Raw genomic sequence first — 26,746 nt, 5'->3', positions numbered from 1 at the left:
GGGTGAGTCCAGGCGCGTCGAACCCGCGCTGGGCGCAGGCTCGATTACCTGGCCTCAGTCTCGATATCTAGCCGCCCCATTTGGCGGCTTCGGCTTGGTCGCGGGCCAGCATGGCCATGGTGTTGGTCTCATGGGTGCCCGCCATTGCGTGATAGGCCCGCACCAACTCTTCCATCGCCTGATTCCACTGCGCCTGCCACGCCTGATAGGTCATCCCGGTATCACCTTGCCAAGCACCCGACAACGCGGCCTGCTCACTGGAGATATCGGCACCCAACCCCTGCATGGTCGCCGCATAGGAAGCCATATCCCCGGCATGCGCCAACATCGCCGGGTAGTTGTACATAATCTGCGACATTGCGTTACCCCTTCGCCTCAGAACCCGCTATAACCACTGGCCGCAGCCGCATCAGCCGCCACATACGTGCCCGCGGCATCACCCAAATTGGCCTGGGCGATATCCAACAACGCATTCACCTTGGCCGCCACCTCCACAAACCGGGCATGCGAAGCCTGAAACGCCGCCGAAGACTCCCCGACATGAAACGCCTGCGCCGACAAAGCCTCCTGCTCAGCCTGCCCAATCGTGGACCGCATCAACCCCGCCTTAGCCCCAAACGCCGACTGCGACGCCACCAACTGCGGAATATGGGCATCCAACAAACTCATCGTCTTTCCTTTCTTCGACTATCGATGACCGACACATCGCTTAGTTGTTCCAGGGTGTCTCCCCTCCGAGGTCCTCGCCCCAGCTTTCCGGCAGCATCGGCACACTGGGACCACCACCGAATTCGTCACCGGTCAACGTGGCCAGCCCCGCTGCCTGCGCGCCCGACTTCGGCAGGGTTCCGGTGAACCCGAGTGGTCCGCTACTTCGATCGGAAGGCACTGGCCGATCCGTCAGCGGTGTGCCAGGCTCAGCGGCACTGTCGTCCGCGTCGAGGTATTCGTAGCGGTGCCCGCGGTCGATGACCGACCCGCGCCGTCGGCGCGCCCGCTCCTGCTGCCCGCGGACCGCTGTCGCGGCTGCCACAGCCGCGGCGCCCTGGGCTGCCGGCTCCTTGGCCTTGGACTGACTGGACAGCGTGGCTTCACGCTTGAGACCGGCCAGACCCACCATGTAACCGAAACCCTCCGCACCCGTCACCGGGATGGGGGGGACGGGCGGAGCCGCGGGCGACGCCGCGACGGTAGCCGCGGCCGGCGCCGTTGCCGTCGGAGTCGCCGGCGCCACCGAGCTCGTCGGAACCGCTGCGGACGGCGCCCCGGTCATGGGCACCGCCGCCGGCGAGGGCAGAGCCAACGCTGCCGGTTGCGGCAGCGGCGCGGCGGCGGATACCGGGGCCTGCGCCAGGCCGGCCAGGGCCCCGAGCCCGACCAGACTTCCCACCGAGCCCAGGTTAGTGATCGCCATGCTCATACCCACCGACACCAACAGCGGCAGTTCCTGGATCAGGAACCGCAACGTGCGCAGTGTCCAGTTGACGATCCGGTAGACCTGCCACGCGATGAAGTAGCTAATGAAATCCGGTCTGGCCCAATTCGTCGGATCCAGAAGGTACTGAATAGCTTTCAGGTTGCCGTTGAAAAAGTTGCCGATGTTCTGCAAATACTGCATCGGGGTCCAGTTGGGCTGCCCCTGGCCGGGGATTTGCTCCCCGTCCGGGCCGAAGAGCATCTGCCAAATCTCGCCAGGCGTGGGCAGTTGAAACGACCCGGTGCCGCCGCCACCGCCGCCGCCACCGCCGCCACCGCCGCCTCCCCCGCCGCCGGCTCCTGCGCCGCTCCCGGCACCGCTGCCCGCGCCAGCACCACTACCCGCGCCAGCACCACTACCCGCCCCGGCACCACTACCGGCGCCAGCACCACTACCCGCCCCGGCACCACTACCGGCGCCAGCACCACTACCCGCGCCGGCACCGCTGCCCGCGCCAGCGCCAGCACCGCTTCCCGCCCCGGCACCGCTACCAGCGCCCTTGGAGCCTTGGGCCGCTTGGGTGGTGGCCTGATAGGTGCTCATCGTAGTGGCCGCCTGAGTCCACATGCGCGCGTAGTCGGCCTCGTTGAGCGCAATCGGAATCGTGTTGATCCCAAAGAAATTCGTCGCCACCAACACCCCGTGAATGGCATGGTTGGCGGCCAGTTCCGGCAGCGTCGGCATCGCCGCCAACGCCGCCGTGTAGGCGCCCGCAACCGTCTCGTGCTGGGCGGCAGCCTCGGCACTCAGCGTGCTCGCCAAGCCCAACCACGCCAGATACGGCATATGCGCGGCCACGTACTGCTCGGCAGTCGGACCTTCCCACACCGCCTGCGCACCGGTCAGTACCGCCGTCAACTCCGTTGCCGCGGTCTGATATTCGGTGCTCAACGCCGTCCAGGTGCCCGCCGCCGCCAGTAGCGGCCCCGGCCCGGGACCGCTACTCAGCAGCGTCGAATGCACCTCGGGCGGTAATGCCATCCACACCGGCGCGGTCATCCTCAGCTGCCCGCACCGAGATACGTCGAGGCCGCCGCGGCGTCACCGACCGTGTAGTTGGTACCGGCCAGGCCCACACCCGTCCCGGCACGGCCCAACACCTCGACACCTTTGGCCGCTGCCGCGGTATGTTGGCTGCCCTGCGCACTGAAAACCGCCGCGGCCTGCAGCGACACCGGATCAGCTGCCGGGGGTACCACCATCGAGACCACCGGGCCCGCGCCCGCGTGCGCAGCCGCCAGCTGTGCGGTGATCGCCTCAACCGCAGCACTTGTCGCGGCCAGCCCCTCGGGAACAACTCGCAACGTCACGACACTTACTCCTTCCGACGGATCCCGCCCGCCATCTCCATGCCAAACACCATGGCCAACGCCAGCACCCCGGCAATCAGCCCGAAAATCAGATGAAACGCCACTCGCTCGGCCATCCCGACCGTGCCGAAGGCGAATACTTGCCCGCGACCAAGCAGTGCGAAGACCGAACCCGCCAGCGCAACCAGGTGGATCGGGGCTGCGCTTAGCGCCAGTAACCACCGCTGTCGACGCACTGCGGGCACAGTGGCCACGACGTACAACAGGACCGCGGCGGCGACATACCGTCCGCCATGCCAGGGGCCCCCCGGTGCATCCATGACCGACGTCGCCAACGTCGAAGCCGCCCCGACCGCGATGACCGTCTCACGGCTGCTGGTCACCAAGGCGACCATGACCAGCAGGGTCAGCCAGACCAGTCCGCGGTGCCCGGGCAGTCCGAGCGGAACCCGGACGTCGCGGTAGGCAACGATCAGAGCGACGGCAAGCAGAGGAAAAGCGACCTCTCGGGCCAGTACCAGGCTGTGAGCGGATTGCCCTACCACACCGATCAGCGCACGAGAGGCCGAACCGGCACCCGCATACAACCGCACGTGCGGATACTACCTGGAATACAGTCCTTGAATACGCCATATCGCCCCTCATAGGGTGGGGACATGCGGTCCTTCACCGCGCGGCTGTCCGCGGCGGCCCTGACGGCGGTGGTCTTAGGTACCGGGCTCGGTGCATGCGGCAGGTCCGCAAACGACGATGCGCTCGTCGTACAAGAACAAAGCCGAATTCTCGCCCGCTTCACGCTGCCGCAGTTGAACGGCCTCCCGCAGGTCGAGATCACCACGCCGCAGTCACGCGGCGCGCAGACCCAGACAGGCCCCGCCGTGCGGTCAATTCTGCAGGCGGCTCGCGCCGCCGACGTCACCATCGTGCGCGTCGAAGGGCGCGACCCGGCCCAGACACTGACCGCCGCCGAGCTCACCGGAGAAGTCATCTTGAACGTCACCAAACGCGGCACCCTGAAGCTCACCGGCGGCCAGCTCGATCGCGCCCGGTGGGTTCGCGACGTCACCAGCTTGGTGGTCAACCCGTGACGACCGCTGCCGCGCTGGCCGGTGTGGATCTACTCGTCGGCATCGACGACACCGACAACGACTGGAGTCCGGGCACAGGTCGCCGGGCCCGGGCGCTGCTGCGCGACCTGGCATCGGCGGGGCTCGGCACTCCGGCGGGCGCGACCCGGCACCAGCTGCTTGTGGATGACCGGATCCCCTACACCTCGCACAATTCCAGCGCCTGTCTGGCGTGGCGCAGCCCCGACGGCGATCCGGACGCGGTGCGAACCGAAATCATCGAACTCGCCGCACAGTTCCTGGAACGGGTCTGCCCACCCGACGCCGACCCAGGGCTGGCAGTGGCCATTCCTGGCGAGCTCACCGACACGGCATCGCAGCTGGTGGAATTCGGACAACGAGCCAAACGAGAGGTGTTGCGCCCCAGCCAAGCTCGCGATCTCGCCGCCGCCACCGGCGTGCACTTATCTGGCCACGGCGGGACCCGGGACGGAGTGCTCGGCGCGCTGGCGGCGGTTGGTCTGCACCTGTCCGGCAACGACGGGTTGTTCATCACCTTGCCCGGAATCGAAGAGTTACCACACCAAGCCACCATCGAAGCGGTGCAATCGCTTGCCCCCATCGATCTCGCCCGCGACGGCATGCACCGCCAACCCGAATCAGGTGAGGTCATCGAGTTGGGTGACTGGGTACGCCCAGTGCTGCTCGACGGCCGGGCCGTGCTACTGCTGGAGCCGCCGCGCCAACAGTCGAACGGGGATCGGATGTGGCGAACCGCGCCGCGCGCCGTCGTCAAACAGTACTGAGCGTCAGTCGAGCCGCTCGACGGCGAGCTGAATAGCGGCGAAGGTTGGACTACCCGCTGGGATTACTAGCTACACCGACGACACGGGTCTTGTAGAGGCTGGCCACCGCGGTGATGACGAGCGTGAAGACGATGACCGCCAGGCTGAGTAAGGCCGGGATCGCCGGCAGATTGACATGTTCACCACCGTTGATGAACGGCACCTCGTTTTTCCGCAACGCATGCCACACCAGCTTCACCCCGATGAACAGCAAAATGGCGGAAAGTCCCCGCGACAGGTAGACCAGCCGTTCCAACAGACCACCGAGCAGGAAGTACAACTGTCGCAGGCCCATCAACGCAAAAATGTTGGCGGCCAACACTAAATAAGGCTGGCGGGTCAGCCCGTAGATGGCGGGGATGGAGTCGACGGCGAAGATCAGGTCGGTGGTACCCAGCGCCAGGATCACCAGAAACATCGGGGTCATCAAACGCGTCGAGCCGTCCTTGACATAGAGCTTGAGGCCATCCCAGCTGTCGGTGGTCTGCAAGTGACTGCGGGCAAAGCGAACAACGGCATTGTCCGCATCGCCGTCGTTGTCGAGGCCGCGAGCCAGCTTGAAGCCGGTGTACACCAGGAAAGCGCCGAACAGATAAAACACCCATGAGAATTGCTGAATGGCAACTGCGCCAAGCGCAATGAAGACGCCACGAAAGAGCAGCGCAATCACGATTCCGACGAACAGGGCTTCTTGCTGGTACATCTTGGGCACGTTGAAGCTCGCCATGATGACCATGAAAATGAACAGATTGTCGATCGAGAGGCTGTACTCGGTGAGCCATCCGGCAAAAAACTCCAGCCCGCGCTCTCCGCCGTGAGCCCACCACACCCAGGCCCCAAAGATTGCCGCCAGCCCGATATAGATCGATAACGCGATCGCGCATTCGCGCGTCGTCGGTTCATGGGGTCGGCGGGCGATCACCACGACGTCGAACAACAGCACGGCCATCGTCACGCCGAGGGTGACGATCCATTCGAGCGCGGAGACGTGCAATGAGAACTCCGGTCAGCAGCAGTGGTCCGCGGCTCAGGTCGTCGGTTGGCGAACGACGTGATGGTGACACCGCGGCAAAGGAACACTCCTTTTGTCTTCAGTCTGTCAGCTCAGGGTTGCGAACTGATGACCAGCGCGTGATCGGCCGTAGGTATTTTCGAACCGTGCTCTCACCGGAGGTCCGCCCCCGACGACTGTCGTCGTTGTGACCGAGGTCGGCGGCACCGCAGCGGCCACCGGGCCGATCGCACGCAGCAGCGTCGCCCGGGTCGGCGCCGCGACTGCACTGACCGCCCTGTGCGGTTACGCGGTGATCTACCTGGCCGCCCGCGACCTGGCTCCGGCCGGCTTCTCGGTGTTCGCCGTGTTCTGGGGTGCGTTCGGGCTGGTCAGCGGGGCCGCCAATGGTCTGCTCCAGGAAGCTACCCGCGAGGTGCGCTCCGCCCGCTATGCCGGTCCCATCGCCATGCCGCGGGGCACCGACACCCATCCACTTCGGGTGGCGGCGCTGGTCGGGGTGGTCGCGGCGGCGGCGATCGCCGGCAGTTCACCGCTGTGGAGCTCACAGGTGTTCGTCGACGCCCGCTGGCTTTCGGTGGGGCTGCTCAGTGTCGGGCTGGCCGGGTTCTGCCTGCATGCCACGCTGCTGGGCACGCTCGCCGGCGCTGACCGCTGGACCCAATACGGGGCGCTGATGGTGACCGATGCGGTGATTCGGGTGGCGGTCGCAGTGGCGACCTTCGTGGTCAGCTGGGGTCTGGTGGGATATTTGTGGGCCACGGTCGCGGGCGCGGGGGCGTGGCTGATCATGCTGATTGTCTCGCCGACGACGCGGGCCGCGGCCCGGCTGCTGACCCGCGGGGGCGCTGCGACATTTCTGCGCGGTGCCGCCCACTCGATCACCGCGGCCGGCGCCAGCGCGATTCTGGTGATGGGTTTTCCGGTGTTACTCAAGGCCACCTCCACCGAGCTGGGTGCAGCGGGTGGCGTGGTGATCCTGGCGGTCACGCTGACCCGGGCGCCGCTGCTGGTGCCGCTCAACGCGATGCAGGGCAACCTGATCGCGCATTTCGTCGATGAGCGCGCCCAGCGGCTGCGGGCGCTGATCGCGCCGGCGCTGCTGATCGGTGGAATCGGCGCAATCGGCGTGCTGGCCGCGGGTCTGGTCGGCCCGTGGATCCTGCGGGCGGCGTTCGGACCCGATTACGACGCCGGCAGTGCGCTGCTGGCGTGGTTGACGGCCGCGGCGGTGGCGATCGCCCTGCTGACGCTGACCGGCGCGGCCGCCGTCGCGGCGGCGCTGCATCGCGCGTATGCGCTGGGTTGGGTGGGCGCGACGCTGGCGGCGACGTTGTTGCTGTTGTTGCCGCTGCCGCTGGAGACCCGCACCATCGTGGGCCTGATGTGCGGGCCGCTGGTGGGCATCGGGGTGCATCTGGCCGCGCTAGCGCGTCCCGCCGGGTGATCTGCGGTAACTTGTGGACTCGAAATGGGTTATCCCGATGTGTGGATCGTCGTTCCCGCCTTCAACGAAGCCACCGTCATCGGCGAGGTCGTCGCCGATGTCCGCTCGGTCTTCGATCACGTCGTCTGCGTGGACGACGGCAGCCACGACGGCACGGGTGAAAAGGCGTTGCGGGCCGGCGCTCACCTGGTACGCCACCCGGTGAACCTGGGCCAGGGCGCAGCCATCCAGACCGGTGTCGAGTACGCCCGCGGCCAAGCCGGCGCGCAGGTCTTCGTGACATTCGACGGCGACGGTCAGCATCGCATCAAAGACGTGGTGACGATGGTCGAGAGACTGGGCCGCGGCGACGTCGACATTGTGATCGGAACCCGGTTCGGGACAGGGGTCAGCCGGCCACCGTTGCTCAAGCGCATTGTGCTGCGCACCGCCGTGTGGCTGAGTCCACGCGGCCGGCGTCTGGGCCTGACCGACACGAACAACGGTCTTCGAGTGTTCAACAAGACCGTTGCCGACGGCCTGGACATCACGATGAGCGGAATGAGTCACGCCACCGAGTTCGTCATGTTGATCAGCGAAAACCATTGGCGGGTAACCGAAGAGCCGGTCGAGGTGCTCTACACCGACTACTCCAAGTCCAAGGGGCAGCCGCTGCTGAACGGCGTGAACATCATCTTCGACGGATTTCTGCGAGGAAGGACGCCGCGGTGAACTGGATCCAGATGCTGCTGATCTTTTCGATCATTGCCTTGCTGCTCTATCTGTTGCGCTCCCGGCGCAGCGCGCAGTCGCGGGCCTGGGTCAAGGTGGGCTACGTACTGTTCGTCTTCGCCGCCGGCTACGCGATTTTGCGGCCGAACGACACCACGGTGGTGGCGCACTGGCTGGGGGTGGCCCGCGGTGCCGACCTGATGCTGTACGGGTTGATCATCGCGTTCGTTTTCACGACGCTGAGCGCATACCTGCGGTTCAAGGATCTCGAACTGCGCTACACCCGACTGGCTCGCGCCATCGCACTGGAGAGCGCACAGCTACCCGACCAGCGCTAGCCGGTGTGCATCCGCCGAAAGTACTCCACGGTGCGGCGCACACCGTCGTTCAACTGAACCTGCGGGTGCCAGTCGAAAACGCGCTTCGCCAAACCGATATCGAGACACGACCGCTTAAGGTCACCCAGCCGAGGTGGATGAAACTCTGGATCGTCGGGTGCGCCGACGGCGGCCGCCACCGCTGAATGTAGTTGGCGGTCGGAGGTTTCCACGCCGGTGCCGATGTTGAACCGCTGTCCACCGCCTGCGGGGCCGGCGGCCCTGACGAACGCCTCCACAACGTCGTCGACGTACACGTAGTCACGGGTGTTGCTGCCGTCACCGAATACCTTGGTGGGCTTACCCGCCAGCAGCGCCTGCGCGAAGATCGCCACCACACCGGCCTCGCCGTGCGGATCCTGGCGCGGGCCATAGACATTGGCCGGCGCGATATGCGAACACTCCAGGCCGTAGAGGTGCCGGAACGTGTTGAGGTAGATCTCTCCGGCCACCTTGCCCGCGGCATACGGTGACGCCGGATCGGTCGGTACCGTCTCAGCGGTCGGATACGTCGGTGGAATGCCGTAAATGGAGCCGCCCGACGAGGTATGCACAACCTTGCGCACCCCTGCACAGCGTGCCGCCTCGGCCAGCCGGACCGTGCCGACGACATTGACTTCGGTGTCGAACTGCGGGTCGGCCACCGAGTGCCGCACATCGATCTGGGCGGCCAGGTGAAACACCACCTCCGGCCGGTGCTCCTCGAGAATCGCGTGCAGGTCCGCGGTGACGATATCCGCCTCGACGAAGACGAACTCGGGCGTATCGGCCAGATGCTCGAGGTTGGTCGCGCGACCGCTGGCGAAGTTGTCCAGGCCCACCACTGTGTGCTGATCGGCGATCAAACGGTCGACTAGCGTCGACCCGATGAAACCGGCTGCCCCGGTGACCAGTGCGTGCACCGGCCCACCATACCGACGGGCTTCCGGGGTCGCCGCGGTCGCCGTCGCGCTGGTCGCGGTGCAACTGGTGATACGGAGTGTGCTGGCGTTTCGCGGCTACTTCTATTGGGACGACCTGATCCTGGTCGGCCGGGCCGGCACCCACAACCTGCTGTCGGTGGTGTACCTGTTCGACGACCACGACGGCCACGTCATGCCCGCCGCCTATCTGGTGGCCGGGGCCATCACCAGGCTGGCGCCGCTGAACTGGACCGGCCCTGCGATCAGCCTGGTGGTGTTGCAACTGCTGGCGTCGCTGGCGTTGTTGCGGGCCCTGCGCGTGATTCTGGGGTGGCGGCCGGTGCTGCTGATCCCGCTGACGTTCGCGCTGTTCACACCGCTGGGCGTGCCGGGTTTCGCCTGGTGGGCCGCGGCGCTGAATTCGCTGCCGATGCTGGCCGCGCTGGCCTGGGTGTGCGGCGACGCGATCTTGCTGGTCCGCACCGGCAACCAGCGCTACACGGTGACCGGTGCGCTGGTTTACCTCGGCGGCCTGTTGTTTTTCGAGAAGGCCGCGGTGATCCCGTTCGTCGCGTTCGCGGTCACTGCGCTGCTGGGCCACGTGCAGGGTGATCGAGGCGCGCTGAGCACGGTGTGGCGCGCCGGCCTTCGGTTGTGGTCCGCGTCGTTCGCGCTGACCGCCGCCTGGATCGTGGTTTACCTGATCGTGGTGGACCAGCAGCGGTGGAGCACCGACCTGGCGATGACGTGGGACTTGTTACGTCGCTCGGTGTCGCACGGCATCGTGCCGGGGCTGGCCGGCGGGCCGTGGGCCTGGGACCGCTGGGCGCCGGCCTCGCCGTGGGCCGTTCCGCCGCCGACTGTGCGGATACTGGGCTGGTTGGTGCTGGCCGCGGTGCTGGCGATCACGCTGCTCCGCAAACGCCACATCGCACCGGTGTGGCTGACCGCGGCCGGATACGTCGTGGCCTGCCAGGTGCCGATCTATCTCATGCGCTCGTCGCGGTTCACGGCGTTGGAGCTGGCTCAGACGTTGCGGTATTTCCCCGACCTGGTCGTCGTGCTGGCGCTGCTGGCCGCGGTCGGGTTCTGCGCGCCCAACCGCACGTCATCGCGGTGGCTGGACGCCTCGGCACCCCGCGCCCTGGTGACGACGGGGTTGGCCGTGCTGTTCGTTGCCAGCAGCTGGTATTCGACCGCGACGTTTCTGACCTCGTGGCGGGAAAACCCCGCACAGCCCTACCTGCAAAACGCGCGCCGGGGTTTGGCCGCCGCCCATGCTTCGTCGGCTGCGCCGCTACTGGACCAGGAAGTCGACCCGCTGGTGCTGCAACGGGTGGCCTGGCCGGAAAACCTGGCCAGCCACATGTTCGCGCTGCTGTTGGATCGACCGGAATTCGCCACGGCCACAAGACAACTGCGAGCATTGGATAGCTCAGGGCGAATGGTCGACGCGCGGGTGGCCTGGATCCGCACGATCGCGCCGGGCCCGGCGCCGCAGTGCGGGTACTTCGTGCAGCCCGACCACCCGGTGACGCTTCCGCTCGACGGCCCGCTGCTGCCGGCGGACTGGACCGCCGAGATCAACTACCTGGCCAACAGCGACGGCTCGATGACGATGTCGCTCTCGGAGGGGTCGCACGTCAAGGTTCCGGTGCGTCCCGGGCTCAACCGCGTCTACGTACGGCTGCCCGGCGCCGGCAATGCGATCGCGGTGCGGGCCGACACCGCCGCCCTTGCGGTGTGCATCGCGGCCGGGCCGGTGGGGTATGTGGTGCCGGTCTGACGAGCGTGCGCGATCCCGCGGATTACCGCGGCGTGTCGGCCGGGGACACGCACGCTCGCCATCGAAAAAGCGGAGCCACCTAGGAGAATCGAACTCCTGACCTGCTCATTACGAGTGAGCCGCTCTGCCGACTGAGCTAAGGTGGCGTGCCCTGCCGGGCGGCACGAGTCTACGGCAGGCCGGCTGGCCTGCCCAAGTCAGCGCAGGGCCTGGCCGATGGTCGCGACCATGGCGTCGACGGCGAATTTGGGCTTGACGTTGATCGCGAGCGCTTCGCGACACTCCAGCACCGCTTCGATGCAGCGCAGCAGCTGCTGGGGCGGGGCGTGGGCGGCCATCGCGCTTACCCGCTCGGCCATGTCCGGATGGTTGGCCCGCACCTCGCCGGCCCCGGCGGCCACCAACAGCGCATCGCGGAAGTAGGTCGCCAGGTCGATCAGCGCCCGGTCCAGCGCATCCCGCGACGCCCGCGTCTGCCGCGACTTCTGCCGTCGCTCAAGGTCTTTGATCGCGCCAGTCGCTCCACGCAGCGCACCAGCGGTCCCTTTGCCGGTGCCGCCGGCGCCCAGCGCGGTTCGAAGTTCTTCAGTTTCAGCCTCGTCGCGTTCGGCGGTCAGCACCTTTGCTTCGGCCTCGGCCGCGGCCACCAGTTCCTCCGCGGCGGCGTAAGCCCGCGACGGCGTGGCCGCGTCGCGGGCCAAACTCAGCGCCCGCTGCCGGCGCTCACGCGCGTCGGGGTCGATGGCCAATCGCCGCGCCCGGCCGACGTGTCCGCCGCTGACCGACGCCGCCCAGTCCGCCGTGTCGGCCGCCAGCCCGTCGCTGTCGACGAGCACCTGGGCGATCGCGGCCGCCGACGGAGTCACCAGCGCAATATGCCGGCAGCGCGACCGCAGCGTGACCGCGATGTCCTCGGGGTCCACCGAGGGTGCGCACAACACGAACACCGTCGACGGCGGTGGTTCCTCGACAACCTTGAGCAGGGCGTTGGCTGCGCCTTCGGTGAGCCGGTCGGCGTCCTCGATCAACACGATCTGCCAGCGCCCGGTGCTGGGCCGCCGCGAGGCAACCTGCACGATGGCCCGCATGTCGTCCACACCGATGGACAACCCTTCGGGGATGACCCGGCGCACGTCGGCGTGGGTCCCTGCCATCGTCGTCGTGCACGCACGGCACTGCCCGCAGCCAGGCAACTCCGCAGCGGTGCACTGCAACGCCGCCGCGAAACACAACGCGGCGACCGAGCGACCAGAACCGGGTGGACCAGTGATCAGCCAGGCGTGTGTCATCGCTCCTTCAAAAGTGGCGCTGTGAGCCGAATCACCGCGGGCGGCCAGCGCAGCGGCGACCAGTTCCGCTTCCACCGACTCTTGGCCCACCAGCCGCGCAAACACACCGGACATCAGGGGCAACAGTAGTGGTCAGTGCTGACACAGTGATCCTGCCGGCGGCCGCAGACCGGCGTTTTTCGCTATTTTTTGGTCCCCACCGACCGATACGGTGGGCTGGTGAGCACCGCGACCGCACTGCCTGGGCGGATCAGTGGATTCCTCCAGTGGGTGGTGCGCACCCCGTGGCCGGTGTTCTTGTTGAGCGTTCTGCAGGCCGACATCATTGGCGCCTTGCTCGTGTTCGGCTTCCTGCGCTACGGATTGCCGCCCGAAGACCGCATCCAACTGCAGGACCTGCCGGGCGTCAACCTCGCGTCGTTCGCGGCGGCGCTGGTGGTGTTGTTCGGGTGCGGGTCAATGCTGAGCTTCCGGCTGCTGGTGCCGGTGTTTCGTTGGCAGCGCCGCGACGGCCTGCTCGCCGACACCGACCCCGCTGCCACCGAGGTAGCCCGCAGCCGGGCGCTGCGGATGCCGTTCTACCGCACGCTGATCACCCTGGGCTACTGGTCGATCGGCGGCACGGTCTTCATCATCGCCAGCTGGCGCGAAACCAGTCACCTGGCACCGGTGGTGGGGGTCGCCGTGGCTCTGGGCGCCGCGGCCACCGCGATCATCGGCTACCTGCAGTCCGAGCGGGTACTGCGACCGGTGGCGGTCGCCGCACTGCGCGGCGGGCTGCCGGAAAACATCCGGGCATCGGGTGTCATCGGGCGACAGATGCTGGCCTGGACACTATCCACCGCGGTGCCGCTACTGGCGATCGTGCTGGCGGTGGTGGCCGACAAGGCGTCGTTCCTGCACGCGCCGCCGGAGAAGTTGTTCAACCCGATCCTGTTGCTGGCGTTGGCGGCGCTCGGGATCGGGTTATTCGGCACGCTGCTGGTCGCCATGTCGATCGCCGATCCGCTACGTCAGCTGCGCTGGGCGCTCGGCGAGGTGCAGCGCGGTAACTACAACGCGCACATGCAGATCTACGACGCCAGCGAGCTGGGCCTGCTGCAGGCCGGCTTCAACGACATGGTGCGCGACCTGGCTGAACGGCAACGACTGCGTGACCTGTTCGGCCGCTATGTGGGCGAAGACGTGGCACGGCGCGCGCTGGAGCGCGGCACCGAACTAGGCGGCCAGGAGCGCGATGTCGCAGTGTTGTTCGTGGACATGGTTGGCTCGACTCAGCTTGCGGCAACGCGACCGCCCGCCGAGGTGGTCAGCCTGCTCAACGAGTTCTTCCGGGTGGTAGTCGACACCGTGGGCCGGCACGGCGGTTTCGTCAACAAGTTCCAGGGCGACGCCGCACTGGCGATCTTCGGCGCGCCCATCGAACACCCGGACGCGTCGGGTGGCGCGCTGGCGGCCGCGCGTGAGCTGCACGACGAACTCCTGCCGGTGCTGGGCACTTTGGAGTTCGGCATCGGCGTCTCTGCCGGCCGTGCCATCGCCGGCCATATCGGCGCGCAGGCGAGGTTCGAATACACGGTGATCGGCGACCCGGTCAACGAGGCCGCGCGGTTGACCGAGTTGGCCAAGCTCGAGGAAGGCCACGTGCTGGCCTCGGCAATCGCGGTCAGCGGCGCCCTCGACGCGGAAGCGCTGTGCTGGGACGTTGGCGAAGTTGTCTCGCTGCGCGGCCGCTCCGCGCCTACTCAGCTGGCCCGGCCGTTGAATCTGGCTGCGCCCGAAGAGGTTTCCCTGTAACGGTCGCCGAGTGGCCACTTAATATACGTGTTTTTCGAAATCATGTGTGCTAACTGGCCACTCGGCGATTGACCGAGGTCGGCAGCTAGCCGCGCTTGGCGGTTTTCTTTGCCGGCGCCTTGCGGGCACCTCGCTTGGTGGTCCGCTTGACCGGGCCGCGCGCTCGCCGGTCGGCCAGCAGTTCGGCGGCACGGTCGTCGGTGATCGACAACACGTCGTCGCCTTTGCGCAGACTCGCGTTGGTCTCGCCGTCGGTGACGTACGGCCCGAACCGGCCGTCCTTGATGACCATCGGCTTGCCGGACGCCGGATCGGTGCCCAGCTCACGCAGCGGCGGCGCGGCAGCGCCTTGGCGGCCGCGGCGCTTGGGCTCGGCGTAGATCTTCAGCGCTTCGTCGAGCGTGATCTCGAAGATCTGGTCCTCGGTAGCCAGCGAGCGAGAATCGGTGCCGCGCTTCAGATATGGACCATAGCGTCCGTTCTGCGCGGTGATCTCCTCACCGGATTGGGGATCCACACCGACTACCCGGGGCAGCGACAGCAGCTTCAGCGCATCGTCGAGCGTGACGGTCTGCAAACTCATGCTCCGCAGCAGCGAACCGGTGCGGGGCTTGGGACCGGTGGGCTTTTTGCCCTTCTTGGCCGGCGCGCCGTCGTCGTCGTCCGGTGGTGGGGGCAGAATCTCGGTGACGTAGGGGCCGTAGCGACCGTCTTTGGCGACGATCTCGTGACCGGTCTGCGGATCCATCCCAAGTGGCCGGCCCTCTTGCGGTGTGGCGAAAAGCTCCTCGGCCACGTCGAGAGTCAACTCGTCGGGCGTGAGGGTGTCGTTGAGGTTGGCCCGCTGCGGAGCGAGTTCGCCGTCGTCACCGGCCACCATGCGCTCGAGGTAGGGCCCGTTCTTGCCGACGCGCACATAGATGGGGCGTCCCTGTGCATCATCGAACACCTTGATGGAGTTGACTTCTCGGGCATCGATGCCCTCCAAGTTGACACCGACAAGCTTTTTCAGGCCGCCAGAGCGGGCCACCGAGTCGGGCACACCGTGGTCACCACCGAAGTAGAAGTGGCTGAGCCAGGTGGTGCGGCTCTCGTTGCCGGATGCAATCGCGTCGAGCTCGTCTTCCATCGCCGCGGTGAAACCGTAATCGACCAGCCGGCCGAAATGCTGTTCCAACAAACCGATCACGGCGAACGCCACCCACGACGGCACCAGGGCGCTGCCCTTCTTGTACACGTAGCCGCGGTCCTGGATGGTTTTGATGATCGAGGAGTACGTCGACGGACGGCCGATACCCAGCTCTTCGAGCGCCTTGACCAGTGACGCCTCGGTGTAGCGGGCCGGCGGGTTGGTGGCGTGGCCATCGGGGGTCAGCTCGGTGGCGTCTACCCGTTGCCCCTCGCTCAGCTGCGGCAGCCGGCGCTCGGCGTCGTCGGCCTCACCGCCGGCCAGCTCGTCGACGGTTTCGACATAGGCCTTGAGGAAGCCCGGGAACGTCAGCGTGCGTCCGCTGGCCGAGAACACCACCTGCTGCTCACCGGACGCACCCGCGATCCGCAGGCTCAGCGTGGTGCCGCGGGCGTCGGCCATCTGCGAGGCGACCGTGCGCTGCCAGATCAGCTCGTAGAGCCGGAATTCGTCGCCGTCGAGTTCACGACGCACCGCGTCCGGCGTCGCGAACGTCTCACCGGCCGGCCGGATCGCCTCGTGGGCTTCCTGGGCGTTTTTCACCTTGCGGGTGTACTGGCGCGGTGAGGGATAGACGTACTCCTCGCCGTAGAGCTGGCGCGCCTGAGTGCGGGCGGCGTTGATGGCCGACTCCGACAGCGTCGTGGAGTCGGTGCGCATATAGGTGATGTAGCCGTTCTCGTAGAGTCGCTGCGCGATGCGCATCGTGCGTTCCGAGGAGAACCGCAGCTTGCGCCCAGCCTCCTGCTGCAGCGTCGACGTCATGAACGGTGGGTACGGCTTGCGGGTGTAGGGCTTTTCCTCCACCGACGCCACGGACAGCTGCGAGCCGCGCAACCCGTCGGCCAGCACACCGGCACGGGCTTCGTCGAGCACTATGACTTCTTCGGGCTTCCGTACGGCGCCCAGCGAGTCGAAGTCCCGGCCGGCGGCCACCCGCAGGCCGTCGACACTGGTCAGCCGGGCGGTGAAGGTGGGCGGAGAGGCTTTGGGGTCGGAGACGCTGGCGTCCAGTTCGGCGACCACGTCCCAGTAGGCGGCGCTGCGAAACGCCATCCGCTCGCGTTCGCGCGCCACGATGATGCGGGTGGCCACCGACTGCACCCGGCCCGCGGACAGTTTGGGCGCGACCTTCTTCCACAACACCGGGCTGACTTCATACCCGTACAGCCGGTCCAGGATGCGCCGGGTCTCCTGGGCGTCGACCAGATCGATGTCCAGGTCGCGGGGGTGTTCGGCGGCGGCACGGATCGCCGGTTCGGTGATCTCGTGGAAAACCATCCGCTTGACCGGGATGTTGGGTTTCAGAGTCTCCAGCAGATGCCAGGCGATGGCTTCGCCTTCACGGTCACCATCAGTGGCCAGATAGAGTTCGTCGACGTCCTTGAGCAGGCCCTTGAGCTCGCTGACCGTGCTCTTCTTCTCGGGACTGATGATGTAGAGCGGTTCGAAGTCAGCGTCGACGTTGACCCCGAGCCGGGCCCACGGCTCCGATTTGTATTTCGCGGGGACGTCGGCGGCATTGCGCGGCAGGTCGCGGATGTGCCCTCGCGACGATTCAACGACGTAGTTGGAGCCCAGGTAGCCGGCCAATTTGCGCGCCTTGGTCGGCGACTCGACGATAACGAGTCGCCGCGCGCTGCCATTTCCCCTGTTTAACGGGGTGCCGCTGTCGCCGTTAGCCAACTGCGCTTACACTCACTCTCTTTTTGGCCCTGGGCCTTTTCCGCTCCCGAGCCGGTTCCGCCCCATAAATCGGCCGGTACCGGCATCGTCGCCGGTCTCCCCCGAGCCTGTGGACAACTGACAATGTGACACCCGGAACGAGCCGACGCAAACTGACCCCCCGTAAATAGCCCTCCCGATCGCCGCTAAACCCGCGGCCAGCTTCCCTTGGCCTCGACAGCATCGGGGGGTTCTCCCACATTTTCTACCAGGCGCGATAGCCGGCGTCGGCCGCTGATCCGCAGAGCCGGGCGATTGCCTCGCGTACCGATCAAGGTGGGCGCGATCCCGACCCGCATCAACGCCGACGCCAGCGGCGAATGTGTGTCCGGGGCATGCGGGTCGAGTCCCAGCAGATAACGATCGGCCTCCGGGCTGCCCGCCGCCAGCGTCCAGGCCCGCAGCTCCCGCGGTCCGGGCAGCCACAGCGGAGGCACCGTTTTGACCGCGCCGCGGGTCCACTCCGCAGCGATCGCACGCAGGCGTGCGTCCACCGCCGTGCGCACCAGCGGGGTGTCCTCCTCGGTCCGGGTGAGCTGCGATGCCAAGCCGGCGTCGTCGATCATCTGGGCCAGCGCCTCGGCGCGCCAGAGGTCATCGACGACCACCGACAGCCGGGCGCCGCCGCCGACGCTCACTATCTGTCCAGGCGCTGCCAACATCCCAGTGAGATCGGTGACCGCGGGCGGCACCGACTCAGCGGAAAAGAAGGACAGCTGGCTCACGTCACCGACAGTAGGTCACGCCGTGCAATGTCCGTCCTGCATACGACGAGCGTGGCGCTCGCGTCATGGTCGGGCGCCGCCCCCCTAGACAACCGAAACCCCCCGGCCGGCCCGTTGGAGGGCGAGCGCGGGGGGTTTGGTCAGGAGTTGCTCAGATGGAGCGGACGCCGGTGGCCTGGGGACCCTTGGGGCTCTGGCCAACCTCGAACTCGACTCGCTGGTTCTCCTCAAGGGTGCGGAAGCCCGAACCCTGAATCTCCGTGTAGTGGACAAACACGTCGGCCGAACCGTCCTCGGGTGCGATGAAGCCAAACCCCTTCTCCGCGTTGAACCACTTCACAGTTCCCTGTGGCATTTCTCGATCTTTCCTTTACTACTCGGGTGCGGTGCACCGCCTTCCGGCGCCCCGGGCCCGCTGTGACCGCCATACCTCGCGGAGTTGCCGGAACTTCACCCGAGCTAAAACCTCGCAGGAACCGCGGCCGCAACGTCGATCCTGCGAAAGTTTGACACGAACACAGAAGCTGCGACCGTGCATTAGTCAATCACGTTCGTCGCGTCCGCGACAGCCTCCGGTGATCAATTGAGCAACAAGTCGGTGAACAATTCAGAGGGAAACCGGCTTGAAGAGGTGCGCAGTGGTGACATTCGGCAGTGAATTGCTTGCCGTTGCGGTGGCCGGCGCCGAGCCGGGCGAGAACCCGCTGCGGCATGTCGCCGAACTGCCGCCGCGCGAAGGCCGGCCGTATGCCTGGCCGCAATGGGCCGAACCGGAAGTGGTGCGCGCGTTCACCGACCGCGGCATCAGCGCGCCGTGGTCGCATCAATTCGAGGCCGCCGAGTTGGCCCACGCCGGTCGCCACGTTGTGGTCAGCACCGGCACCGCGTCGGGAAAATCACTGGCCTATCAACTTCCGATTCTCAATGCGCTGGCAACCGACCGACGTGCCCGGGTGCTGTACCTGTCGCCAACCAAAGCGCTAGGCCACGACCAGTTGCGCACCGCGCATGCCCTCACCGCGGCCATCCCGCAGCTGCACGACGTCGCGCCCACCGCCTATGACGGCGACAGCCCGGTCGAGGTGCGGCGCTTTGCGCGGGAGCGTTCTCGATGGTTGTTCTCCAATCCGGATATGGTGCACCTGGCGATGCTGCGCAACCATGCCCGGTGGGCGGTGTTTCTGCGTCGCCTTCGCTATTTGGTGGTCGATGAATGTCATTACTACCGGGGCGTTTTCGGTTCGAATGTGGCGATGGTGCTGCGCCGGCTATTGCGGCTGTGCGACCGCTATTCGGGCGCACCGACCGTGATTTTCGCCAGCGCGACGACGGCATCGCCCGGCACGACGGCCGCTGAGCTCATCGGCCGGCCGGTGGCCGAAGTCACCGAAGACGGCTCGCCGCAGGGCGCACGCACGGTGGCGTTGTGGGAGCCGGCCCTGCGCGCCGATCTCGTCGGCGAGAACGGCGCCCCGGTGCGGCGGTCCGCCGGCGCGGAAGCGGCGCGATTGATGGCCGATCTGATCGCTGAAGGGGCTCGCACCCTGACCTTTGTCCGGTCACGTCGCGGCGCGGAATTGACGGCGATGGCCGCCCGCGTACGGCTAGATGACATCGCTCCCGAACTGGCCGAGAAGGTGGCATCCTACCGCGCGGGTTATCTGCCCGAGGACCGTAGCGCACTGGAGCACGCGCTGGCCGACGGGCAACTGCGCGGCCTGGCCACCACCAATGCACTGGAGCTGGGCGTGGATATCGCCGGGCTGGACGCTGTTGTGCTGGCCGGCTTTCCCGGGACGGTCACCTCGTTTTGGCAGCAGGCCGGCAGGTCCGGACGACGCGGTCAGGGCGCGCTGATCGTGCTGGTCGCCCGCGACGATCCACTGGACACCTATCTGGTCCACCACCCCGCGGCGCTCTTGGACAAGCCGATCGAGCGTGTCGTGATCGATCCGGCCAACCCCTACCTTCTTGGGCCTCAACTACTCTGTGCGGCAACCGAGTTGCCACTCGAAGATGCCGAGATCCGGGCGTTGGGCGCCGAGGCGCTCGCCGGCAAGCTGGCCGATGACGGGCTGCTGCGACGGCGGTCGGGCAAGTACTATCCGGCGCCCGGCGTCGACCCGCATCCGGCTGTGGACATCCGCGGGCCGACGGGCGGCCAGATCGTGATCGTCGAGGCCGAAACCGGGCGGTTGCTGGGCACCGCGGGTGTCGGCCAGGCCCCCGCCTCGGTACACCCCGGAGCGGTATACCTCCACCAAGGCGAGACGTATGTGGTCGATTCGCTCGACTTCGAGGAGGGCCTGGCATTCGTCCATGCCGCCGATCCCGGATACACCACATTCGCACGGGAACTCACCGACATCGCCGTCACGGGGACAGGCGAACGGACGGCCTTCGGTCCGGTCACGCTGGGGCTGGTCCCGGTCACGGTCACCAGTCGGGTCGTCGGGTATTTGCGGCGCCGACTGTCCGGGGAGGTAATCGATTTCGTCGAACTGGAAATGCCGACGCAAGCCTTGAGCACTACTGCCGCGATGTACACGATCACACCGGACGCGTTGGATCGCAACGGGATCGACGCGTTACAGCTCCCCGGATCGCTGCATGCCGCTGAGCACGCGGCGATCGGGTTGCTGCCGCTGGTGGCCAGCTGCGATCGCGGCGACATCGGCGGTCTGTCGACCGCGGTGGGCCCCGAGTCCGACCGGCTGCCCAGCGTATTCGTCTACGACGGCTACCCCGGCGGGGCCGGGTTCGCCGAGCGTGGATTCCGCCAGGCCAGCGCGTGGCTGGGCGCCACCGCCGCGGCTATCGAAGCGTGCGAATGCACGCGGGGATGCCCGTCGTGCGTGCAGTCGCCGAAATGCGGCAGCGGTAACCAACCGCTGGACAAGGCGGGAGCTGTGCGGGTGTTGCGCTTGGTGCTTGCTGAGGTGGCTAACGGTTCATCCTGAGGCATGGCTGACGACCGACCCCTCGACGGTCGACCACCACACATCGTGGCGCGAAAGCACTTCCTCGCTGCTGAAGAAGGCGGGCGTGCCGAATCGTGACGAACGGCGCAACGAACGGCCGGACTACGCGAGCCGTTCTCATGCCCAAGGGGCGCAGCAGCAAAATAACCCGGCTGCTCACTCGCGTGCAAGTTATTGACCAACACGGCGAGCGCACATGCGTTTTGACAGAAGTCAAGTCAGGACTACGCCGGCGATGCCAAAACGAGCTAACGCGTCGTTACTCGTCGGTAAAGTGTGGTCATGGCCCACGATTGGCTGCTGGTGGAGACGCTGGGCAAAGAGCCGGCCGTGGTGGCGCTCGGCCGTCAGCAGCGCAATCTCGTCCCGGTCACTGCGTTTCTGCGACGCAATCCCCATCTTGCCGCTATCCGGTCGGCGATCGGCGAGTCGATGAAGACCGGCCAAAGCCTGGTCAGCATTACACCCAAGAGCGACAGGGTAATCCGGACCGAGCCGGTGTTGATGTCGGACGGCCGGATGCATGGCGTGCATGTCTGGAGTGGACCGGCCACCGTCGAGCCGCCCGAGCGGCCGCTGCCCGGTCCGATGAAGTGGGACCTGACCACCGGCGTGGCCGTCGACACGCGTGAGTCGCTGCTCAACAGCGGCAAAAACCCCGACGTCGAGGAAACGGAAGGCCGCGCGTTTGCCGAGAACTGGCCATCGCGCAGCATCAAACACAACGAAAGCAAGGTGCTCGCGCTCGCCATCAAAGCCGAACCCAACCAGACGCTTTGGTCCACCTGGGACGGCACCGACTGGCAGGGCAACCCGATCAGGGTGAGTTTCGTCGCGCGCAGCGCACTAGAGCCCGGACCGGACGGCCGCGACCACTTGATCGGGCGCGGCATGAATTGGCGCGCCGACCCGGCCGCCCCGGTGGATCCGCCCGACCGGCTGGCACAACGGATTCTGCGTGGACTGGCTCAGCCGGGAGTACACCGGGCGCTGGTCGATCTCAACAACTGGACGCTACTCAAATGGCTCGACGAGCCGTGCCCGTTCTACGACTGGCGGCGCAGTGCGCGAAATGCGCCGCGGGTACATCCCGCCGACGAGCCAAAGTTGGCGGCGATGACCGCCGAATTCGCTGACGGCGCCGCGACCATGGTGCTGCGGATGCCCGGCTACGGCGACACATGGGTGCCGGTCCACGTCACCTGCACCCAGGTCGAGCTCGATGAGAAGGCCTTCGCCGGGCTCATCTTGCTGCGGCTACCCACCGATGCGGAGCTCGCCGAAGCAGGCCTGTCCACGACCGACACCGGCTAGTCCGGGCCGGCGCGGGCGGCGGCCCGGGCCCTGCTCCATCCGCCGAGCGGGACGGCAAGCTCGACCGTGACGACGACGTCCAGGCCGTGCACTGTGCAGTCGATGTCGCTGATCCGCAACTCGTGGGCCACCGCCCTCGCCCGCCCGCACGCGGTGTCCGCGCCGGCGGGTAGCCGCGCGGCGCCGGCCAGGGCGGCCAGATCCGCCGCGGCCTGGGCACGATGCCGCGCCACCACGGCCGAACCCAGGTAGGCGCCCCCGCACGCAATACTCAGCAGCACCGCGACCATCGCGGCGGCGGCGACGGTGGCCGAGCCGCGCTCATCGCTGCTCCACTGCCGAGACGCCGGTGGCGCCGATGCCCAGCGCCGGTAGCAGGCGTGAGCGGGCGGAGACCGTCGCGACGATGAACTCGCCGTCGCGACGCACCTGCACCACCGCTCCGCCGGGCGCGAGATGCCGCGCGACATCGACGGCCGAGCGCTCGTCGCCGCGCGCGGCGAGCCGGGCAGCCTCCCGAGCCGCGTCCACGCAGCGCACCTGCATCGACGCCGCGGTGATACCGGCGACGCAAAGCACCAGCACCGCGACCAGCGTGGCGAGCGCCAGCGCCGCCTCGACGGTGCTGGCGCCGGCAGTTGAGCGGACACGACTGACTACACCTTGGTATTCAAGGCCCGCCCGATGATGTTGGTGAGCGCCGCGACGATGGAATCGCCGGTGACGACGGTGTACAGGATCGCACCGAACGCCGCCGCTGCGATCGTCCCGATGGCGTACTCCACGGTGGACATACCTGAGTCGTCGGTCGCCAATAGGGTCAACCGCACTTGTAGTCGCCGAAACATGTTGACTCCCCTCATCTTCCCCTTCTCGTTCGCCCGCGATGCGGCTGTTGGAGCTCACAGCAGGCCCGACTGCAGGACGTCACCGGCCAGTCCGGCTACCACCGGGACGATGCCCAGACATACGAATGCCGGCAGGAAGCACATTCCGAGCGGGCCGGCGATCAGCACCGCTGCGCGCTCGGCGGCGGCGGTCGCGGTGTGCGCAGCCTCCTGGCGGCACTGGGCGGCCAGGTCCGACACGCTCTCGGCGAGCGCCGCACCAGAGGATGCCGACCGCCGCGCCAATCGCAACAGCGCGTCGGTCTGTGTGCCGATCGATGCGGCCGGCATGTCTGGCGGCGCCGACCATGCAACGGCCGGGTCGGCGCCCAGCGTGAGCAGATCGGCGGCGCGCCGCAACACCCGGCCCAGCGCCGGCGGCGCGGACGGCGCGGTGATCGCCGCGGCGGTGGAGACCGCCATGCCCGAGACCAGACACACCGCCAGCACATCCAAACTCGATGCGACCGCCAACGGGTCGGTTCGGCGCGGCGACAGCCGCGCACCGCGGCGGGTGCAGCCCGTCGTCCCGGCCCGGGCCCGGACCGTCGACGGCGCGACACCACACAGCAACGCCGCCGCCAACAGGATCGTCGCCGTCATCATCGCGTCACCCGATCGGTGATGTGGTCTGACCACAGCAGGCCGGCACACGCCAGCGTCACTCCGACCACCAGCAGCCAGCCACCCGCATGGCCGCCCAACAAGAACTTCACCGGCTGCGCTCCGATCAGCTGGCCGAGCAGCACCGAAAGCAGCGGCAAGCCGGCCAGGATGGTCGAGGTGGCGCGAGCACCGGCCATCGCCGCGGTGACTTGCGCCGAGAACCGCTGCCGCTCGGCGATGTCACGTTGAGCGGCGCGCATCAGGGTGGACATGGCCAGGCCGTGATCAGTGGCCAGCTGCCAACAGGCCGCTATCCGCTCCCACTGCGCAGGGAGTGCCGAGTCCGCCGCCACGCTGCGCAGGCCGGCCACCACGTCGGCGCCCAGCCGGGCGCGCGCCGCTACCGAGCGGCAGCACGCCGCGACCGCCCCGCCGGTTTCGTCGGCCGCGACGGCGAACGCGCGAACCGGGTGGGCACCGACCCGCAGCTCGCCGACCAACACATCGATCGCGGTGTCCAATGCCCGACTCTCCCGCAGGCCGACGCGGCTGCGGCGGCGACGCCGGTAGCGCAGGCCCAGCGTCGCGGCCAACACCGCGGCGGCGAGAACCGTAGTCGGCGCCAGCACCAAGGCGACGGCAGCCGCGGCACACACCCCCGACCATGCGACCACCGTCTGCGACTTGCGTGAGCGTGCACGCCCCGGCGCGAGCCGCCGCCGCGGCGACGACGGCGTTACTGAGACCGCCAGCGACAATCCCAGCGCGGCGAGTACGGGGCCGGTCACCTCGCTGTCCTGCTCTGCAGCAGCCGACGCAGGTCGGTGGCCGCGTCGGTGAACCCGCGATCCACGTGCCAGACGGTGACCGCGCGAACCTGCCCATCGGTTCGGCGCAGCACCGCGATTTCGCTGAGCCGGCGGCCTGCGGCACCACCGCGAGCCACATGGACCAGTACCTGGACTGCCGCGGCGAGTTGGCTGTGCAGCGCTCCGCGGTCCAGGCCACCGAGCGCGCCCAATGCTTCCAAGCGGGCCGGCACCTCGCCCGGGCTGTTGGCATGCACGGTGCCGGCGCCGCCGTCATGGCCGGTGTTGAGCGCAGCCAGCAGATCGACCACCTCGGCGCCTCTGACCTCTCCGACCACGATGCGGTCTGGACGCATGCGCAGCGCCTGCCGGACCAGCTGACGCAGCGTCACCTCGCCGACGCCTTCGATGTTGGCGCACCGCGCGACCAGCTTGACCAGGTGCGGGTGCGCGGGCGCCAGCTCGGCGGCATCTTCGACGCACACGATGCGCTCACGGTCCGACACCGCGCCGAGCATCGCCGCCAACAGCGTGGTCTTACCGGCTCCGGTGCCGCCGGTCACCAGAAACGCCAGCCGGGCGGCAATGACTTCACCGAGCAGTGCAGCGGCTTGCGGCGCGATGGCGCCCGCGGCGGTCAGCGCCGCCAGATCCTGCGTGGCGGGGCGCAACACTCGCAACGACAGGCAGGTGCCTCCGTCAGCGATCGGCGGCAACACGGCGTGCAGCCGCACCGCAATGCTCGCGGCGCCCACTCCGGTCAGTTGGCCGTCCACCCACGGTTGCGCGTCATCGAGCCGGCGGCCGGCGGCCAACGCCAGCCGTTGCGCCAGACGTCGCACCTCCGCGTCGTCGGCGAACCGGACCGCACTGCGCCGCAATCCGTTGCCGTCGTCCACCCAGACCGCGTCCGGCGCGGTGACCAACACGTCGGTAGTGCCGTCGGCGCACAACAGCGGCTCGAGGATTCCGGCACCGGTCAACTCCGTCTGCAACATCCGAAGGTTGCTCAGCACCTCGGTGTCGCCGAGCACGCCGCCGGACTCGGCGCGGATCGCGTCGGCCACCGCAGTGGGCCGCAGCGGAGCCGATTCTGCGGCCAGCCGCTCGCGCACCCGGTCGATCAGCGAACCGGTCATGCCGCCCGGGCTTCGCCGTCGGCCGCCGGTAGCACCGCAAGAACTCGACGCGACGCCGTCGCCAGCGCAGATCGCGCACGCAGCGGCAGGCCGCCGTGCTCGAGTTCCGCGGCAAGCCGCGGCTGGGCGCGCATCGACGCCAGCAGGGGCACGCCGGCGATGTCGGCGATCTCGCCGGCCCGCAGCCCGCCCGGCGACGGACCCCGCACCACCAGTCCGATGTTGGGATTGATGCCGGCGAGTACCGGAGCGATCGTCGCGGTCGCCGCACACGCCCGGACGTCGCAGGGGCTGACGACGACGACGAGATCGGCGGAATCCAGTGCGGTTTGGGCGGCGTCGGTCAGCCGCCGGGGCAGGTCGCACACGACGGTCGCACCACCGCGCCGACCGGCGTCGATGACGGCGTTGACCGCCCTGGCCTCCACGTCGTGGTCGCGCCGGGTGCCCGAGAGCATGCTGATCCCCCGGTGTCGCGGCAGCGCTTCGCGTACCGCCGCCCAATTCAGCCGCCCGCCCTGCAACGTCACGTCCGGCCAGCGCAACCCGGCGGTGTTCTCACCGCCGAGCAGCAGATCGATGCCTCCGCTCCACGGATCGAGATCGAGCAGCAGCGGCTCGGCGGCGGTGTAGGCCAACGCGACGGCGAACAGCGAGGCACCGGCACCGCCGCAGCCACCAATGACCGCGACAACCCGGCCGTGAGCCTGACCGCCGCGTACCGATTCGCCGGCGTCGGCGAGCTCGCAGACCAGCTCGTCCTCGTGCCCGGGCAGCGTCAGGACGTGCTGGGCGCCGACCTGGACCGCAGCCGCCCAGGTCTCCGGGGTCGGTTCGCTGTCGGTCAGGATGACGACGTGGAGGCGCCGCGGCAGTGCACTTTGCACGCAACGCCGCGCCGCCGCCGCGTCAAGCACGACCGCCGCGGCGGCCGACCACGCTTTGCGGCTCATCGGCGCGCCGTCGCGCGCATGGACCACCCGCACGCCGACTGCGGCGCCGACGCGGTCCACTTCGTCGCGCAACGTAGGGGTGGCCAACAGCGTCAGAACGCCGGTGACACCAGTTGTCGCAGTCACCCGCTCACGGTGCCCGGCGGCGTCCCCGGGGCGCCAGCGGCAAACCGCGATCTGTGGACAAAGTTGGATCTGTGCGCAAACCGACGGCCGCGGATTTCGAAAACAGACTGCCGCTCGGTGCGAGGAACCCGGCAAAAGGGACGACCCCCGCCAGGGGGGGAGGAGGCGAGGGTCGTCGTGTATCAGCCCCGGGGGGTCGGGCTGATGCACCCTCGGCACAAAGCCGAGTACCGCTTACTATACACACGACAGGGCTCCTGGGCGCAAGATCC

The 26,746-nt window shown here is 67.9% G+C and carries 27 protein-coding genes and 1 tRNA gene; 9 read left to right on the top strand and 19 right to left on the bottom strand.

Annotated elements, in window-relative coordinates:
- Positions 1-67: 67 nt before the first annotated feature.
- The 5 genes from AC5Y49_RS16595 to AC5Y49_RS16575 are packed head-to-tail and all read right to left on the bottom strand — an operon-like array spanning position 68 to position 3,380.
- Positions 68-358, bottom strand: coding sequence for a WXG100 family type VII secretion target (locus tag AC5Y49_RS16595; protein WP_499884703.1), 291 nt, complete (start codon positions 356-358; stop codon positions 68-70).
- A 17-nt stretch (positions 359-375) separates the two neighbouring features.
- Positions 376-669 carry a type VII secretion system protein EsxG gene (gene esxG, locus AC5Y49_RS16590; protein ID WP_499884702.1) on the bottom strand — a complete coding sequence of 98 codons (294 nt, stop codon included), beginning with the start codon at positions 667-669 and terminating at the stop codon, positions 376-378.
- A gap of 40 nt (positions 670-709) precedes the next feature.
- Positions 710-2,476 carry a PPE family protein gene (locus AC5Y49_RS16585; RefSeq protein WP_499888907.1) on the bottom strand — a complete coding sequence of 589 codons (1,767 nt, stop codon included), beginning with the start codon at positions 2,474-2,476 and terminating at the stop codon, positions 710-712.
- A 2-nt stretch (positions 2,477-2,478) separates the two neighbouring features.
- Positions 2,479-2,787 (bottom strand): PE family protein, encoded by a 309-nt coding sequence (locus tag AC5Y49_RS16580; protein WP_499888905.1) that lies wholly within the window; start codon positions 2,785-2,787, stop codon positions 2,479-2,481.
- A gap of 5 nt (positions 2,788-2,792) precedes the next feature.
- Positions 2,793-3,380, bottom strand: a complete 588-nt coding sequence (locus AC5Y49_RS16575; protein ID WP_499888903.1) for a hypothetical protein — start codon at positions 3,378-3,380, stop codon at positions 2,793-2,795.
- Positions 3,381-3,443: 63 nt separating this feature from the next.
- Between AC5Y49_RS16575 and AC5Y49_RS16570 the strand changes: the two genes are divergently transcribed.
- Both AC5Y49_RS16570 and AC5Y49_RS16565 read left to right on the top strand, forming a co-directional pair.
- Positions 3,444-3,875, top strand: coding sequence for a hypothetical protein (locus tag AC5Y49_RS16570; protein ID WP_499888901.1), 432 nt, complete (start codon positions 3,444-3,446; stop codon positions 3,873-3,875).
- The gene (locus AC5Y49_RS16565) at positions 3,872-4,660 is read left to right on the top strand and encodes a hypothetical protein (RefSeq protein WP_499888899.1); all 789 of its coding nucleotides are present in this window, start codon (positions 3,872-3,874) and stop codon (positions 4,658-4,660) included. Before AC5Y49_RS16570 ends, AC5Y49_RS16565 begins: the two co-directional genes overlap by 4 nt.
- A gap of 49 nt (positions 4,661-4,709) precedes the next feature.
- Here the strand turns inward: AC5Y49_RS16565 and AC5Y49_RS16560 are convergent, their stop codons facing one another.
- Positions 4,710-5,693, bottom strand: coding sequence for a TerC family protein (locus tag AC5Y49_RS16560; RefSeq protein ID WP_499888897.1), 984 nt, complete (start codon positions 5,691-5,693; stop codon positions 4,710-4,712).
- Positions 5,694-5,898: 205 nt separating this feature from the next.
- On the opposite strand from AC5Y49_RS16560, the gene AC5Y49_RS16555 reads away from it, so the two are divergent.
- The 3 genes from AC5Y49_RS16555 to AC5Y49_RS16545 are packed head-to-tail and all read left to right on the top strand — an operon-like array spanning position 5,899 to position 8,207.
- Positions 5,899-7,158: a hypothetical protein gene (locus AC5Y49_RS16555; protein WP_499888895.1), complete on the top strand. Its 1,260-nt coding sequence runs from the start codon at positions 5,899-5,901 to the stop codon at positions 7,156-7,158.
- Positions 7,159-7,182: 24 nt separating this feature from the next.
- Positions 7,183-7,869, top strand: a complete 687-nt coding sequence (gene ppgS, locus AC5Y49_RS16550) for a polyprenyl-phospho-N-acetylgalactosaminyl synthase PpgS (protein WP_499888893.1) — start codon at positions 7,183-7,185, stop codon at positions 7,867-7,869.
- Positions 7,866-8,207, top strand: coding sequence for a DUF2304 domain-containing protein (locus tag AC5Y49_RS16545; protein ID WP_499888892.1), 342 nt, complete (start codon positions 7,866-7,868; stop codon positions 8,205-8,207). The genes ppgS and AC5Y49_RS16545 overlap by 4 nt, the downstream gene beginning before the upstream one ends.
- On the opposite strand, the gene AC5Y49_RS16540 is transcribed toward AC5Y49_RS16545, so the two are convergent.
- Positions 8,204-9,148 (bottom strand): NAD-dependent epimerase/dehydratase family protein, encoded by a 945-nt coding sequence (locus AC5Y49_RS16540; protein ID WP_499888889.1) that lies wholly within the window; start codon positions 9,146-9,148, stop codon positions 8,204-8,206. The two genes, AC5Y49_RS16545 and AC5Y49_RS16540, sit on opposite strands and share 4 nt — an antisense overlap.
- On the opposite strand from AC5Y49_RS16540, the gene AC5Y49_RS16535 reads away from it, so the two are divergent.
- Positions 9,114-10,934, top strand: coding sequence for a hypothetical protein (locus AC5Y49_RS16535; RefSeq protein WP_499888887.1), 1,821 nt, complete (start codon positions 9,114-9,116; stop codon positions 10,932-10,934). The two genes, AC5Y49_RS16540 and AC5Y49_RS16535, sit on opposite strands and share 35 nt — an antisense overlap.
- Positions 10,935-11,007: 73 nt before the next feature.
- Here AC5Y49_RS16535 and AC5Y49_RS16530 read toward each other — a convergent pair.
- Positions 11,008-11,080 (bottom strand) — tRNA-Thr (locus AC5Y49_RS16530).
- Positions 11,081-11,131: 51 nt separating this feature from the next.
- Positions 11,132-12,337: a DNA polymerase III subunit delta' gene (locus AC5Y49_RS16525; RefSeq protein ID WP_499888884.1), complete on the bottom strand. Its 1,206-nt coding sequence runs from the start codon at positions 12,335-12,337 to the stop codon at positions 11,132-11,134.
- A 75-nt stretch (positions 12,338-12,412) separates the two neighbouring features.
- Here AC5Y49_RS16525 and AC5Y49_RS16520 point away from each other — a divergent pair, with 75 nt between their 5' ends.
- Entirely contained in the window at positions 12,413-14,020 is a 1,608-nt protein-coding gene (locus tag AC5Y49_RS16520; protein ID WP_499888882.1) for an adenylate/guanylate cyclase domain-containing protein, read from the top strand.
- 85 nt (positions 14,021-14,105) lie between these two features.
- On the opposite strand, the gene topA is transcribed toward AC5Y49_RS16520, so the two are convergent.
- The 3 genes from topA to AC5Y49_RS16505 form a co-directional block, all read right to left on the bottom strand.
- Positions 14,106-16,895 carry a type I DNA topoisomerase gene (gene topA, locus AC5Y49_RS16515; RefSeq protein WP_499888876.1) on the bottom strand — a complete coding sequence of 930 codons (2,790 nt, stop codon included), beginning with the start codon at positions 16,893-16,895 and terminating at the stop codon, positions 14,106-14,108.
- Positions 16,896-17,080: 185 nt separating this feature from the next.
- Positions 17,081-17,659, bottom strand: coding sequence for a hypothetical protein (locus AC5Y49_RS16510; protein ID WP_499888868.1), 579 nt, complete (start codon positions 17,657-17,659; stop codon positions 17,081-17,083).
- A gap of 151 nt (positions 17,660-17,810) precedes the next feature.
- Complete coding sequence (locus AC5Y49_RS16505; RefSeq protein WP_003925183.1) at positions 17,811-18,014, bottom strand: cold-shock protein; 204 nt, start codon at positions 18,012-18,014, stop codon at positions 17,811-17,813.
- Between the two features lie 283 nt (positions 18,015-18,297).
- Between AC5Y49_RS16505 and AC5Y49_RS16500 the strand changes: the two genes are divergently transcribed.
- Positions 18,298-20,619: a DEAD/DEAH box helicase gene (locus tag AC5Y49_RS16500; RefSeq protein ID WP_499888865.1), complete on the top strand. Its 2,322-nt coding sequence runs from the start codon at positions 18,298-18,300 to the stop codon at positions 20,617-20,619.
- Between the two features lie 303 nt (positions 20,620-20,922).
- Positions 20,923-21,954 (top strand): PAS domain-containing protein, encoded by a 1,032-nt coding sequence (locus AC5Y49_RS16495; protein ID WP_499888863.1) that lies wholly within the window; start codon positions 20,923-20,925, stop codon positions 21,952-21,954.
- Here the strand turns inward: AC5Y49_RS16495 and AC5Y49_RS16490 are convergent.
- Genes AC5Y49_RS16490 through ssd form a run of 7 tightly spaced genes read right to left on the bottom strand, consistent with a single transcriptional unit; the run spans position 21,951 to position 26,438 of the window.
- Complete coding sequence (locus tag AC5Y49_RS16490) at positions 21,951-22,244, bottom strand: Rv3654c family TadE-like protein (protein ID WP_499889277.1); 294 nt, start codon at positions 22,242-22,244, stop codon at positions 21,951-21,953. The two genes, AC5Y49_RS16495 and AC5Y49_RS16490, sit on opposite strands and share 4 nt — an antisense overlap.
- A 31-nt stretch (positions 22,245-22,275) precedes the next feature.
- On the bottom strand, positions 22,276-22,563 hold the full coding sequence (locus AC5Y49_RS16485; RefSeq protein WP_499889275.1) for a TadE family type IV pilus minor pilin: 288 nt from the start codon (positions 22,561-22,563) through the stop codon (positions 22,276-22,278).
- A gap of 47 nt (positions 22,564-22,610) precedes the next feature.
- Entirely contained in the window at positions 22,611-22,817 is a 207-nt protein-coding gene (locus AC5Y49_RS16480; protein WP_499888861.1) for a DUF4244 domain-containing protein, read from the bottom strand.
- Positions 22,818-22,856: 39 nt separating this feature from the next.
- Positions 22,857-23,447, bottom strand: a complete 591-nt coding sequence (locus AC5Y49_RS16475; protein WP_499888860.1) for a type II secretion system F family protein — start codon at positions 23,445-23,447, stop codon at positions 22,857-22,859.
- Complete coding sequence (locus AC5Y49_RS16470; RefSeq protein WP_499888858.1) at positions 23,444-24,235, bottom strand: type II secretion system F family protein; 792 nt, start codon at positions 24,233-24,235, stop codon at positions 23,444-23,446. The genes AC5Y49_RS16475 and AC5Y49_RS16470 overlap by 4 nt, the downstream gene beginning before the upstream one ends.
- Positions 24,232-25,395 (bottom strand): TadA family conjugal transfer-associated ATPase, encoded by a 1,164-nt coding sequence (locus AC5Y49_RS16465; RefSeq protein WP_499888856.1) that lies wholly within the window; start codon positions 25,393-25,395, stop codon positions 24,232-24,234. Before AC5Y49_RS16465 ends, AC5Y49_RS16470 begins: the two co-directional genes overlap by 4 nt.
- Complete coding sequence (gene ssd / locus AC5Y49_RS16460) at positions 25,392-26,438, bottom strand: septum site-determining protein Ssd (RefSeq protein WP_499889273.1); 1,047 nt, start codon at positions 26,436-26,438, stop codon at positions 25,392-25,394. The genes AC5Y49_RS16465 and ssd overlap by 4 nt, the downstream gene beginning before the upstream one ends.
- Positions 26,439-26,746: the final 308 nt, after the last annotated feature.

It is taken from the genome of Mycobacterium sp. NGS62, from assembly GCF_059812285.1.
Note: the sequence above shows the minus strand (reverse complement) of the source record. Positions and strands in the feature narration are given on the sequence as shown.

Coding starts and splice junctions, on each gene's coding strand:
- AC5Y49_RS16585 (WP_499888907.1), bottom strand. CDS start 2,476: ATGACCGCGCCGGTGTGGATGGCATTACCGCCCGAGGTGCATTCGACG.
- AC5Y49_RS16465 (WP_499888856.1), bottom strand. CDS start 25,395: ATGACCGGTTCGCTGATCGACCGGGTGCGCGAGCGGCTGGCCGCAGAA.
- AC5Y49_RS16525 (WP_499888884.1), bottom strand. CDS start 12,337: ATGTCCGGTGTGTTTGCGCGGCTGGTGGGCCAAGAGTCGGTGGAAGCG.
- AC5Y49_RS16475 (WP_499888860.1), bottom strand. CDS start 23,447: ATGATGACGGCGACGATCCTGTTGGCGGCGGCGTTGCTGTGTGGTGTC.
- AC5Y49_RS16595 (WP_499884703.1), bottom strand. CDS start 358: ATGTCGCAGATTATGTACAACTACCCGGCGATGTTGGCGCATGCCGGG.
- AC5Y49_RS16535 (WP_499888887.1), top strand. CDS start 9,114: ATGAAACCGGCTGCCCCGGTGACCAGTGCGTGCACCGGCCCACCATAC.
- AC5Y49_RS16505 (WP_003925183.1), bottom strand. CDS start 18,014: ATGCCACAGGGAACTGTGAAGTGGTTCAACGCGGAGAAGGGGTTTGGC.
- ppgS (WP_499888893.1), top strand. CDS start 7,183: ATGGGTTATCCCGATGTGTGGATCGTCGTTCCCGCCTTCAACGAAGCC.
- AC5Y49_RS16490 (WP_499889277.1), bottom strand. CDS start 22,244: ATGGTCGCGGTGCTGCTGAGTATTGCGTGCGGGGGCGCCTACCTGGGT.
- esxG (WP_499884702.1), bottom strand. CDS start 669: ATGAGTTTGTTGGATGCCCATATTCCGCAGTTGGTGGCGTCGCAGTCG.
- AC5Y49_RS16495 (WP_499888863.1), top strand. CDS start 20,923: ATGGCCCACGATTGGCTGCTGGTGGAGACGCTGGGCAAAGAGCCGGCC.
- AC5Y49_RS16480 (WP_499888861.1), bottom strand. CDS start 22,817: ATGAGGGGAGTCAACATGTTTCGGCGACTACAAGTGCGGTTGACCCTA.
- AC5Y49_RS16570 (WP_499888901.1), top strand. CDS start 3,444: ATGCGGTCCTTCACCGCGCGGCTGTCCGCGGCGGCCCTGACGGCGGTG.